The sequence below is a fragment of the Streptomyces kebangsaanensis genome, assembly GCF_001906585.1.
Taxonomy (GTDB): domain Bacteria; phylum Actinomycetota; class Actinomycetes; order Streptomycetales; family Streptomycetaceae; genus Streptomyces; species Streptomyces kebangsaanensis.
This window is the reverse complement of record NZ_JUJA01000157.1, coordinates 218,901-230,282: the sequence shown is the minus strand read 5'-3', so window position 1 is coordinate 230,282 and position 11,382 is coordinate 218,901. Positions and strand designations below refer to the sequence as shown.

Genomic DNA, 11,382 nt, shown 5'->3' with positions numbered 1-11,382 from the left:
GAGCCGACGACGCTCGGTGAGCCGTACTCGCGTCACCTGGGCGGCAAGCTGCGTGAGCTGCGCTTCGAGCTGGACGGCGAGGCCGTGCGCATTCCGTACTGGCTCGCTCCCGGGCAGCGGATCGTTCTGCTGACGGTGTTCCGTAAGACGAGGATGCGTGAGGCGGCGGAAGTCGAGCGTGCGCACCAGGCCCAGAAGGTCTGCGAAGCCGAGCACGGTCATGCCCAGTACACCTACGAGCGGCGCAAGGAGAGCTGATGAATCACAGCACGTGGAGGACGCGCCGGGCCCGGCAGCTCGCGGGTGAGGCGGTGGAGTACGACCAGGAGTACGTCGACGCGCGGCTGGCCGGCGATCTCGGGCAGGCGGTCTACGACCGTCGGATCGAGCTCGGCCTCTCCCAGGCCGAGCTGGCCGAGCGGGCCGGGATGACGCAGCCTCAGGTGTCCCGGATGGAGGGCGGCGACACCGTGCCGACGCTTCCGCTGTTGCGGCGCCTGGCCAAGGCCCTGGACGGCACTCTGAACCTGGCCATCGACGAGGGCGACTCCCGTGTCACCTTCACCCCCCACGCCGCCTGAAACCGAACCGCCAAAAGGCCCCGGACCGTGATCGGTCCGGGGCCTTTTGGCTGGTGCCCCGGCAGGATTCGAACCTGCGACACCCGCTTTAGGAGCGAGGTTGATCAGCTTGGTGGCTGACCTGCGCAAGGAGCACTTCGGCGGACGTGAGGTAACTGCCCTGTCGGCGCCTGCTGTTCCCCGTGGTTCCCCGCTCGTTCTGGCACGGTTGTGGCACGGGGACATCTGATCCGTAGCTCTAAGGGAACGGTCGGTCACGAGCATACCGGCCGAAGCTGGGTCGATGGCGACCACTGTCGAACGAGGGCGGTTTCTTTGGTTGCTGCACTTCGTTGCTGTACCGCCACCCGGGAACCAGTGTTCAGGCCGAGTCCGTCGGCTTCTGCCGAGCTGAGGACGTGATCTGCCGGTACCCCTGCACCGCGCAGACCAGGGTCATGGAGAGTGCGGCGCCGGATATTCCGAGCAGGCCTCGATACCGCCATGAGGCGTCCCCTGCAGTGAATGCACCGATGAGCAAGAAGGGTCCGGCGAGGAGCAAGAAGAAGATCCGCCAATTGGTCCACTGAGCCCAGGATTCTCGCCGATGACCATCAAGATCCACAGGGAAGAGCTTGGCGGCAAGCCGCATGGACCACGACGGGTTGGGGCGACCTTGGCGAGCTTTGTGCATGCGCAAGTATCGCCGAGCTTGCGCACGGAGAGTCAAGTGGTCAAAATCGACGATTCATTACGGGTGGGTGTCGCCCCGGAGCGGTTCATCTTGCCTCCAGTACGTACGTTGGGTGAAGCGCCCAAGGAGAACAAAGAAGCGCTCTGACGTGCGCTGACAGGCTGACTCAGCCCACCACTCAACCCAGCTCCCATCCCGTCCGCCGTCGACCCACACGCAGTGGAGCGGGCGTGGTTCATGGCGTCCAGGTGGAGCGCGCCACTGTACGAACGACCTGGACGCCATGGGCCGCGTCTGCTCGGCTTTGCCTGGGTCGACGGTGGACGGGATGGGAGCTCCTCGCAACCAACGACGTGCCCGCACCCGGCGGCGCTACCCCCTGCCCCCGGTGCCGGCCGGTCCCCCGCCGGAGGCATCGTCTTTGACCGTGGCCGGTGTGTGTGGGGTGCTCGACTCATGGGCCCGGCCTAACCACTTGTGGGCGCGCGTCGGTGCAGCGCCCGTAGCGCGGGCCGAAGGCATGAGCGCGAAGGGCAGCGGAGCCGGGAAGCGTGCCCGGCGGAGCGGAGCGCAGCCGGGCTTGAACCCGTGAAGAAAGTTGTTACTCAGGTTGCATCTGGGATGTGTGCCACTGACGTTGATCGATTACGCCTGGGTCGTGGTCTTCTGCTTGAGGCGTTCGTAGGGTGTCTGGCCGCCGAGGCCGCCGTGGGGGCGATGGTAGTTGTAGTAGTCCTCCCACTCGCGCAGCTTGTCGTTGAAGATCTCGGCGTCGTCGATGACGACGCCGTCGAGGAGCCGGTAGAACTCCTCGGCGTCGATCCGGTGGGAGCGTTCGACCTTGCCGTTCAGCCGCGGGGTGCGGGGCTTGATGTAGGTGTGGGCGATGCCCTTGTCGAGCACGTGCCAGTGGAAGGCGGACTGGAACTCGGCGCCGTTGTCGGTCTGGATGACCTCGACCTTAAACGGCAGGCGCTGCAGCATGTAGTCGAGGAACTGGATGGCGGTCTTCTGGTTCAGCTGCGGGTAGATCCGCAGCACGCGCAGACGGGTGCAGTCGTCGATGGCGGTGAACTGGTAGTACTTGTTGCGCCCGCCGCGGCGCCCCTGCGACATCGAGGTGAGCGGCTCGATGAACTTCACGTCGATCTGCACGCGGTGGCCGGGCAGCTGCTTCTCGTACCGCTTCCATCTGCGGTCGTGGCGCTTGTAGCGCTGGGAGGCCGGCAGACGGCCCATGTCCAAGCGGTTGAGGATGCGCCACACGCCCGACTTGCTGACGGTGACGTCGTGGTACCGCTTGAGGTACATGGCGATTTTCTCCGGGCCGAAGTGGTAGTTCTGCCGCAGGTAGATGATCTTCCCGACCACCTCGACGTGGGTCGCGTTCGGCGAGGTCTTGGACGCCTTGGAGCGGGTGCGCAGGTCCTCGATGCCCTCGGTCTGGTAGCGGCGGTACCAGGTGTAGTACGCCTGCCGGCTGATCCCGAAGTAGCGGCAGGACATCGCGACGTTCCCGCTGACCTCTTCGACGTGGCGTATCACTGCCAGGCGCCGCTTGGCCTCACGGTCAAGCGGCGGGGTGGTGGGAGTGGACTTCGGCATACGGGTCTCCGTAGTGATCGGAGACCCAGGTGTCAACGATGATCGTCAGTTTTAGAGGAGTTCAGGAGCCTGTGTGGCACAGGGGTCGAATGCTTTTCGCTGAGGTCGTCAGGCGCGCTGCCGAGTCATGAGTGCCGGGATTGCAGCGATCTTCTCTGCTGTAAGGGCCGACCAGTCGACTCCTGACGGGCGGTGAGGGTTCGGGCAGGCGATGGTCTCGTCGGGGGTCACGATCAGGTCGACCCCGACGTCGTGCTCCGTGGTGGGGATCGGGGTTTCGGTCACCTGGAGTGCGTGGACGGTGGTGACGACGATGGTCTCCGGCGTCACCAGACCGGCCTCGGTGAGCAGGGCGAACTCGATGTCGGAGTAGCCGGCGCCTTTGCCGATGCGGGTGCCGTCGCGGTTGACGGCGACGCTGCCGAGGATGATCAGGTCCAGAGGTCGGAGGGCGTCGACCTCGACGGTGGGGGCGATCGCGGCGGCGGTGCGGCTGGCTGCGGCCTCGGTGGGTGGGACGGTGAGGCTGGCCGGGTCGAGGAGGTAGAAGGGCTTGAGAGTGGCCAACTTCGGCACCGCCATGTAGACGGTTTTGCCCTCCTCCAAGGCCCGTGCTCGAACCGGAAGCTGGGCCTTGTCCGGTACTGCCTTGACGACACCCGCATGCTGCCAGGCCGGGAGCCCCGCGAGTCGGGCCGCAGCTTCCTCGGCGCCCTTGAAGTTGGGGATGCGGCCGTGGACGGAGGGGTCGTGGACGGCGCCTGCGGCGGTCAGGGCGTCCCAGACCTGCGTGCGTACCGCCTGCTTGGCGCGGTCCAGGGAGTTGCCTGCCACCGGTGTCTCCTTCTCTCTTCTACGCTGCCGTCATCAGGCCGAGCAGTCTGTCGTGGACCTCTGCGACGAGGGGTTCCTGTCGCCAGGGGCGTAGTTCGCGGGCGGCTCCGAAGACGATGTTCATGCCTCCGCCTCCGCGTGTGGTCTCCAGCTCGGCGATGGCTTCGGTGAGGCTGGCCACCCCCGCCTCGACATCGCGTTGACGGATACGGGCGAGCGTAAGGTTCCCCAGCACGATTGCGCGTGACTTTCGCCTGTCCCGCAGCTTCTCTGCCGTGCTGGTCAGCAGGGTTTCGGCCCGTTGGTGGTCTCCGAGGGAGAGGTAGCAGGAGCCTGCGAGTCGGCCGAACTGGGTTGGTGACACCAGGTCGGCGGCGGCGTCGCTGCCGTCCGCGTGGTCGAGTTGGCGCTCTGCGCGGGAGAGAGCGCGTTCGCAGTCCGAGGTCGACCGCAGCATGGCGTGTGCCTCGGCGACGTGCAGGAGCGCCAGCCCGGACAGGGCGGGACTCGTGCGCTCGGCGATTTCGGCTGCTTGCTTCGCGAGCGCGAGCCCGGCCTGCGCGTCGTGTGCGCCGTACAGCGCGACGTAACAGGTGCGCAGTAAGGCGTGGGCTTCGAGAGTGGTGTCCCGTAGGTGGCGGGCGAGGTCGGCGCTCTGCTCGTAGTACGTCTTCGCGGTGGTGTGGTCGCGGCGCTGGGAGGCGTCCCAGACCAACTGGCCCATGAGAGTGCAGGCGTCGGCGTGCAGGGCGTGGTGTTCCCTCTGGATGCGTCCGCGGGCGGAGCCGGCGGCGAGCTGGTCGATGCGGTTGAGCTGCGCTGCTGCTTCTGCGATGAGGCCGGCCGAAGGTACACGGTCGTAACGAGCGGCGCAGTCGTCGAAGCGAGTACGAAGTGTGGCGACGGCGGGCAGATCGATGCGGCCCGGGTGAAGCATCGCGTAATCGAGAGCGTCCTGTGCCTGCGTGCTGCCTGGCGACCTGGCGGTCAGTAGGTCGTTGAGGTCCTCGGCGTTGACGCGCAGAAGGCGGGCCAGTCGTGGACGCATCCAGGGCTGCGGGGCAGTGCGGCCTGATTCCCAGCGGGCGATGGTGGAGCGGTCCACCCGCATGTGCTCGGCGAGGGCCTCTTGGGTGAGACCCACGGTTCGGCGACGCGCTGCGAGGCTGTTGCGATGGTGCGCCATGACGCTGTCTCCCCGTTCCTCCTGCCCTGCCAGGGATGTGCGGTTGGGCGACTCCCCAGGTGAGGCGTGGTGGTGACGCACGGATGCCGCATTGGTGCGTCCATTGTGCTCTGGGCGTTGTCGGCTGTGGGCGGTTGTGTGGAACTCCGACGCACACAGCCAGGAAGGTTCGCCCTCCATGACGTTCCGAACACCCGCCCCGAAGTCCTCGTCCCTCCGTGTCCCGTCCGACGTCAGCTCCGTTTCTTCCGCTCGTCGCAGGGTTGTCGCGATCGTCCGTGACTGGGACTTGCCACTCGCGGAGGACACGATCGAGACGCTGGAGCTGCTGGCCGGTGAGGTGATCGCGAACGCCGTGGTGCACACGGGGGAGGGCTGCCAGGTCACGGTGAGCTGGGACGGGAGTCGCGTGCGCCTGGAAGCCGAGGACACGGAAGGCGGCCTTCTCCCGCAGCGGGCGCCGGCCGACCTGGACGAGGAGAGCGGGCGCGGACTGCAGTTGGTCGACGGTCTTGCCCAGGCGTGGGGCACCCGGCCGACCACGGACGGAAAGGCGGTCTGGTTCGAGGTCGGCGGTTGCTCACCCTCGCCGTCCCGCCCGTCTCCCGCCGCATGCGAAAGCGATCTCTCGTTCGGGGGTGCACGGCGGCCGGTGACGGTTGCCGAACCGGGATGCGGCGTGCTCAACGGCTCCCGTTCGCATGTCACTGCCACCTGATCACTGCCACCTGATCACTGACCACCTGACTTTGGACGCATGAGTCCCGAAGTCGGGTACAGGCGCCTCCGGCCGGGCCGCCACCGCCTGGTGGGGCGGCTGGAGACGCCACAGCCAGGGAGTGGGCAACCTGCTCGCTTCCGCCAACACCGAAGGAGACACAGCCATGCCCGAACAGAACGTGACCACGAACGGCGATCAGGAGGGCCACGGCCTGCTGGTCGCCCGTCGCCGGATCGCCGCCGCCCGTTCGAGGGCCGAGCAGCCCTCGGACGGCGGTTCCACCGGTCGTTCCGACGGCAACGACTGAGAAGGGCCGTAACCGATGACCACCGACGTCCCCGCGGTGGTCGCGCACCTGGGCGAGGACTTCCTCGCCCAGGTGTACGGCCGCACCTACCGCCACCTTCCCGGCGAGCCGGGCCGCTTCAGCGGCCTGCTCGGCTGGGACGACCTGAACGCCCTGCTCACCCACCACCGGCTCGAACCACCCCGCCTGCGCCTCTCGGCGGGCGGCGAGGCGCTGCCCCAACACGCCTACTCGGCGCCGATCACCACCCGTCGCAGCACCGTGTGGCACCGGCTCAAGCCCGCCGAACTGCACCGCCACCTCGCCGAGGGCGCCACCCTCGTCCTGGACGCGATCGACGAGCTGCACCCGGGCGTCGGCCACCTCGCCCAGGAACTGGAACGACACCTGCGCACCGGCATCCAGGTCAACGCCTACGCCTCCTGGACCCCCGAGGAAGGCTTCGGAGTCCACTGGGACGACCACGACGTGCTCGTCCTCCAACTCGACGGCGCCAAACGATGGCGCATCCACGGCCCCACGAGGCAAGCCCCGCTCCACCGTGACACGGACGTCCCCGAACCGCCGCCGAACGAGCCGCTCGTCGAACTGGTCCTGCACGCAGGGGACATGCTGTACCTGCCGCGCGGTTGGTGGCACACGGTCGCCGCTTCCGAAGGCGTCCACTCCCTCCACCTCACCTGCGGCATGCAGACCACGACCGGCGCCGACCTCCTCCAGTGGCTCTCCGAGGACCTGCGCCGTGAAACGACCGTGCGCAGCGACCTGCCACGCTTCGGGACCGAGGAAGAGAAGGCGGACTTCGTGCGGTCGCTCGGCGACCTCGTCATGAAGGAGTTCGAGGACGGGAGGCTACTCGACCGCTTCCTCACCATGCGGGACGCCACCGACCGGGCCCGCCTCGTGCCCTCACTGCCGTACGTCGAGGGCGTACCGCCCGACCCCGCCGTCGTCGTACACCTGGTGACTGCTCGCGCCCGGCTGCACAGCGACAGGGAAGGCCACGCGGTGCTGACGGCAGGGGAAGAGGAATGGACCTTCTCCCCGCAGGCCGCGCCCCTGCTGTCCCTCCTCGTGGACGGAGGCCATCACCGCCTGGACACACTCGCCCGAGCGGCCGGGCTTCGCATCGGGCAGGTGGCGCAACTTGTGAGCGAACTGGTGGACGGTGAGGTCGCGGCCGTGGGGCGGGCCGGATGAGCGCCCGACTGGCAGCCGGGACGTATCGGTGCCATGACGTGTCGCAGTCGGCGGTTGCGGCCATGGACGCCGGGATGACATGGATCGACACGGCACCGAACTACGCGTCCGGTACGGCCGAGGCATCTCTGCAGCCGGTCCTCGACGCATATCCACAGGTAGGTGTCTCGACCAAGGTCGGCTTCGTGCCCGACTCCGACCGGCAGACTGCTCGGGACGCCGGGGTGCCGCCGTACGACCGCGATCAAGGCCACTGCCTGGCACGTCCCTACATCGCCTGGCAGCTCGCCCGTAGTCGTGCTCGCCTCGGCCGCGTCCCGGACCTGGTCTTCGTCCACAATCCGGAGCACGGCCGGACGGACCGGGCCGATCTGTCGCGGACGCTGACCGAGGCATTCGAGGAACTGGAGAGCGCGGCGGACGCCGGCAAGATCGGCGGCTACGGCGTCGCCACCTGGGCGGGTCTGTCGAGCGACATGTTCACCATCCCTGAACTCACGGCACTTGCGGAAACCGTGGGCGGGCCACACCACCACTTCCGAGCTGTGCAGTTCCCGGTCTCACTCATTCAACTCGCCGTGGTGGCGGACGCACTCGACGGGTGCGGAGCACTGGTGGAGGCACGGGAAGCGGGGCTCGATGTCTTCGCATCGGCCCCGCTCGGAGGCGGTGAACTCCTCGGCGCGATGACGGAGGAACTGGTGAGCGTCATCGACCCCGCTGCCTCCCCGGCGCAGGCCGCGCTCTTGGTCGCCCTGTCGGCTCCCGGAGTGTCGCGTGTCCTGCTGTCGTCGAGCACACCGGCACACTGGGCTGATGCCCTGGGCGCTGAGGCCTGCGAGCCCTTGTCGCCCGATCGCCTGAGAAAGGTCATCGATGTCCTCGGAACCTGACGATCCCGAGGTCGCCGCGCGCATGCGGAGGGCCCATACCGTGGCGTGCGGCTTCCTCGGGGCGGTCCTGGACGCTCGACTGTCCGGCGGAGGTACGCAGGAGGCGTGGGGGTGGAGGGGACGCACGCTGGGCCGACCCGTCACCGGGCCCTACGGGCAGGCATGGCTGCGCGTCGCCCACAGCCCGGTGGACAAGACGAGCGGCAAGCTGTGGAGGGGACCGGAGGACGCCGAGCAGTCGGTACCCCGGAAGGTGCCGCGCCCTTGTCTTCGTCTCGTACGGCAGTGGACAGAGGGCGAGGAGGCGTACAAAGCAGAGCTGTATGACCTGGTCGTCGGCGGAACCCTTTCGTCCACTCCGGTGCTTGCCGCCCCGCCCCGCCTGACAACAGGCTGGTGGGATGGCCTGCGTAAGGCCCTCGACCGCCTCTCGGCAGTCCGTACCGATCGGACGGCCGTACGCCGGGCATACCTGGAACGCGCCATGCCGAAGTACCTCGCTTTCCTCGGCAGTGGGGTGCCCACGACTCCGCCCGCGTGGTCCACCGCACACGGTGACCTGCACTGGGCCAACCTCGCCGGTCCCGAACTCGGCATCCTGGACTGGGAAGGCTGGGGCACCGCCCCGGCCGGCTATGACGCAGCACTCCTGCACGCCTACAGCCTCACGATGCCGGAGACCGCCGAGCGCGTCCGCCGGGAACTTTCCACTGGTCTCGACAGTGACGCCGGGCGCTTCGCGGAACTGGTGGTCATCACCGAACTCCTGCAGAGCGCCGAACGCGGGGACAACCTGGAACTCGTTCCCGCTCTTCGGCAGCGGGCAAAAGAGGTCTGGCGCCGGATGATGGCCGACGGGGTGACCGGTCACTGAGCCTCTCACCGCCGAGTCGGTGGGGACGCCGGACGACCCCGAGCAGGCAACGCTGATCCATCAGGACGATGCCCGGCAACGGGAAGCCGTCGCCGGGCTCGTTGACCTCGTGCGGGGCGAACGTGCGAAGCACCACACCGGCGACCGCGCGCACCACAAAGAGGAGTCGCCGGAGAGCTGATGGTGCGGTTGTGGTGCGGCATCACCGACTGGTCTGGACAACAAAGAACCCCCGGGCCTCTGGCCTGGGGGTTTCTGCTGGAGCGGGTGACGAGAATCGAACTCGCGCTCTCAGCTTGGGAAGCTGATGTTCTACCATTAAACTACACCCGCGTAAGACGCCGACCGGAGTCGGTGTCCGATGCCCGCTCACTGTACCTCATCGCTGGCCCCCGGTGCTCAAGCCGAGGGGCCTGCGCGCGTTTCAGGGGGAGAGACAGGGGTGTGGGGAGGTGGAGTTGGGGCGTACGGTGGGGGTGGGGGAAGCGGGGTGCGTGGGGTCTGAGTGCCAGGTGGTGGAGCTTCCCTCTGTCCCGTAATGTGGCTTTTGTCGTCAGGCGGCAAGAGGCCAGACGCGGTTCTGGGGAAGGGACTTGAGGGACCTGATGGAGCGCACCGTCGTCCGTTGTGCCGAGGGGCACGTGTTCAGCACCGCTTCGTTCCCGATGCAGCAGGCCGAGCGACTCGGCCCCTGCCGGCTCGTGAGATGCCCGCGGTGTGCCCGGCTCCGCAGCGCGGTGCCCGTGGCTCTCGGGAAGCGGTAGAGCACCGCGGTGACCGGCGCGTGGAGTCGTCCTGATTGTGGGGGCTCCGCGCGCCTTGCGTATCCTCGGGACGTGCTTCTCTCAGACAAGGACATCCGGGCCGAGATCGACGCCGGGCGGGTGCGGATCGATCCCTACGACGAATCCATGGTGCAGCCGTCGAGTGTCGACGTGCGGCTGGACCGCTACTTCCGGGTGTTCGAGAACCACCGGTACCCCCACATCGACCCCTCCGCCGAGCAGCCGGACCTCACCCGGCTCGTCGAGCCGGAGGGCGACGAACCCTTCATCCTGCACCCCGGGGAGTTCGTCCTCGCGTCCACGTACGAGGTCATCTCCCTCCCCGTCGACCTCGCCTCCCGGCTCGAGGGCAAGAGCTCGCTGGGGCGGCTCGGGCTCGTGACCCACTCCACCGCCGGGTTCATCGACCCCGGGTTCTCCGGGCACGTGACCCTGGAGCTGTCCAACCTCGCCACCCTGCCGATCAAGCTGTGGCCCGGCATGAAGATCGGGCAGCTGTGCCTGTTCCGGCTCTCCTCGCCCGCCGAGGCCCCGTACGGCAGTGAGCGCTACGGCTCCCGTTACCAGGGGCAGCGCGGACCCACCGCCTCCCGGGCCTACGTCAACTTCCACCGGACGCAGGTGTGAGAGAGCGGTCCTGAGAGACACCGAGGGGCCCGGCCGACCGGCCGGGCCCCTTTCGCGTGCGTGCCGCCGTCCGTCAGAACGTGCCCAGCTTCACGATCGACAGCAGGGCGATCAGCTGGATCGCCGAGGCGCCCAGGGCCTTCGGCCAGGGCAGGTCGTGGGAGCGGCCGACCATGAGGGTCAGCAGGGCGCCGCCCGCGATCCAGGTGACCCAGCCGAGCAGTTGGACGAGGCCCGCGTCGCCGCCGAGGAACATGGCGAAGAGCAGGCGCGGCGCGTCCGTGATGGACATGATCAGCATGGACAGGCCGACCGTGGGCTGCCAGGCCCCGTCGCCGCCGAGCTGGCGGGCCAGGGTGTGGGTGACCATGCCCAGGACGAAGGAGCTGATCACCATGGCCAGCGCGGTGATCAGGACGATCGGGATCGCGTTGGACAGCGTGGCGTTGATGGCGTCCTCGCGGGCGCCGTCGAAGCCGAAGACCGCGAGCAGGCCGTAGAGGAACGTCACGATGAGGGCGGGGCCCCACATCGTGTAGTCGCGCATCCGGAGGAAGGTCTGGTTGGGGGAGACGACGATGCCCCGCAGCAGGTCCTTCCAGTGCAGCGGGGGGCCTGTCGGGCCCGCCGGGGCCGAGCCCGCGTGGTAGGTCTCGCCGTGGTTGTACGGGTCCTCGCCGACCGCGAACGCCTGGGTGTGGCCCGGGTTGTCGGCCGCGTACGGGTCGTGGCCGCCCTGCGGGTGGCCGCCGCCGTCGCCGAAGTACTCCGGCTCGCCCTGGCCGCCGCCGTAGCCGCCGCCGTTGGCCTGCGGCCACTGGACGGCTCCGGCGCCGTGCGGTGGGCGCTGCCGCGGGGGATACGGCTGCGGCGCCGGCGGGTAGCCGTACGACGGCCCCTGGGGCGCCTGCTGTCCGTACGGAAGTTGTTGGGGTCGCGCGTGCGGCGCGCGGTCGTCCCGGCCGCCGCGCCCGCTCCTGAATCCAGCCACGTCATCGAACGTACCCGGTCCCGGCAACTCCTGGGCCGGGACCGGGTGTACGGACGGGGCTTTGCGGCCGAGCTGTGACATCCCCTAAGGGGCGGTTTGGGGGAC

General features: G+C 68.5%; 14 protein-coding genes and 1 tRNA gene. 10 read left to right on the top strand and 5 right to left on the bottom strand.

Annotated features, from left to right (window positions below):
• From RH94_RS28225 to RH94_RS40450, 3 genes are all read left to right on the top strand, one after another.
• A partial coding sequence (locus tag RH94_RS28225) for a type II toxin-antitoxin system RelE/ParE family toxin (protein WP_234426094.1) occupies window positions 1–258 on the top strand: 258 nt, incomplete at its 5' end.
• Window positions 258–581 carry a helix-turn-helix domain-containing protein gene (locus tag RH94_RS28220; RefSeq protein ID WP_055593799.1) on the top strand — a complete coding sequence of 108 codons (324 nt, stop codon included), beginning with the start codon at window positions 258–260 and terminating at the stop codon, window positions 579–581. The genes RH94_RS28225 and RH94_RS28220, both read left to right, overlap by 1 nt.
• Window positions 582–1,167: 586 nt before the next feature.
• Window positions 1,168–1,401, top strand: a complete 234-nt coding sequence (locus RH94_RS40450; protein WP_143204087.1) for a hypothetical protein — start codon at window positions 1,168–1,170, stop codon at window positions 1,399–1,401.
• Window positions 1,402–1,899: 498 nt separating this feature from the next.
• Here the strand turns inward: RH94_RS40450 and RH94_RS28215 are convergent, their stop codons facing one another.
• The 3 genes from RH94_RS28215 to RH94_RS28205 all read right to left on the bottom strand — a co-directional run bounded on the left by RH94_RS28215 (window position 1,900) and on the right by RH94_RS28205 (window position 4,879).
• Window positions 1,900–2,859 (bottom strand): IS481 family transposase, encoded by a 960-nt coding sequence (locus RH94_RS28215; protein ID WP_073951152.1) that lies wholly within the window; start codon window positions 2,857–2,859, stop codon window positions 1,900–1,902.
• A gap of 108 nt (window positions 2,860–2,967) precedes the next feature.
• A complete protein-coding gene (locus tag RH94_RS28210; RefSeq protein ID WP_073951150.1) occupies window positions 2,968–3,693 on the bottom strand; it encodes a 5-formyltetrahydrofolate cyclo-ligase in 726 nt (241 codons plus the stop codon).
• A 19-nt stretch (window positions 3,694–3,712) separates the two neighbouring features.
• Window positions 3,713–4,879: a helix-turn-helix domain-containing protein gene (locus RH94_RS28205; protein WP_073951149.1), complete on the bottom strand. Its 1,167-nt coding sequence runs from the start codon at window positions 4,877–4,879 to the stop codon at window positions 3,713–3,715.
• Window positions 4,880–5,057: 178 nt separating this feature from the next.
• Here RH94_RS28205 and RH94_RS28200 point away from each other — a divergent pair, with 178 nt between their 5' ends.
• The 6 genes from RH94_RS28200 (at window position 5,058) to RH94_RS28180 (ending at window position 9,055) form a co-directional block, all read left to right on the top strand.
• Window positions 5,058–5,597, top strand: a complete 540-nt coding sequence (locus RH94_RS28200) for an ATP-binding protein (RefSeq protein ID WP_073951147.1) — start codon at window positions 5,058–5,060, stop codon at window positions 5,595–5,597.
• 166 nt (window positions 5,598–5,763) lie between these two features.
• On the top strand, window positions 5,764–5,907 hold the full coding sequence (locus RH94_RS41585; protein ID WP_199881076.1) for a hypothetical protein: 144 nt from the start codon (window positions 5,764–5,766) through the stop codon (window positions 5,905–5,907).
• Between the two features lie 15 nt (window positions 5,908–5,922).
• Complete coding sequence (locus tag RH94_RS28195) at window positions 5,923–7,107, top strand: cupin domain-containing protein (protein ID WP_073951145.1); 1,185 nt, start codon at window positions 5,923–5,925, stop codon at window positions 7,105–7,107.
• Complete coding sequence (locus RH94_RS28190; RefSeq protein ID WP_073951143.1) at window positions 7,104–8,000, top strand: aldo/keto reductase; 897 nt, start codon at window positions 7,104–7,106, stop codon at window positions 7,998–8,000. Before RH94_RS28195 ends, RH94_RS28190 begins: the two co-directional genes overlap by 4 nt.
• Window positions 7,984–8,874, top strand: a complete 891-nt coding sequence (locus tag RH94_RS28185) for a phosphotransferase (RefSeq protein WP_073951141.1) — start codon at window positions 7,984–7,986, stop codon at window positions 8,872–8,874. The genes RH94_RS28190 and RH94_RS28185 overlap by 17 nt, the downstream gene beginning before the upstream one ends.
• A 19-nt stretch (window positions 8,875–8,893) precedes the next feature.
• Window positions 8,894–9,055: a hypothetical protein gene (locus RH94_RS28180; protein ID WP_199881075.1), complete on the top strand. Its 162-nt coding sequence runs from the start codon at window positions 8,894–8,896 to the stop codon at window positions 9,053–9,055.
• A 78-nt stretch (window positions 9,056–9,133) separates the two neighbouring features.
• Here the strand turns inward: RH94_RS28180 and RH94_RS28175 are convergent.
• Window positions 9,134–9,207, bottom strand: a tRNA-Gly gene (locus RH94_RS28175).
• Between the two features lie 503 nt (window positions 9,208–9,710).
• Between RH94_RS28175 and dcd the strand changes: the two genes are divergently transcribed.
• Window positions 9,711–10,286 carry a dCTP deaminase gene (dcd, locus tag RH94_RS28170; RefSeq protein WP_073951139.1) on the top strand — a complete coding sequence of 192 codons (576 nt, stop codon included), beginning with the start codon at window positions 9,711–9,713 and terminating at the stop codon, window positions 10,284–10,286.
• Window positions 10,287–10,359: 73 nt separating this feature from the next.
• On the opposite strand, the gene RH94_RS28165 is transcribed toward dcd, so the two are convergent.
• Window positions 10,360–11,358, bottom strand: a complete 999-nt coding sequence (locus RH94_RS28165) for a Yip1 family protein (protein WP_073951137.1) — start codon at window positions 11,356–11,358, stop codon at window positions 10,360–10,362.
• Between the last annotated feature and the right edge of the window lie 24 nt (window positions 11,359–11,382).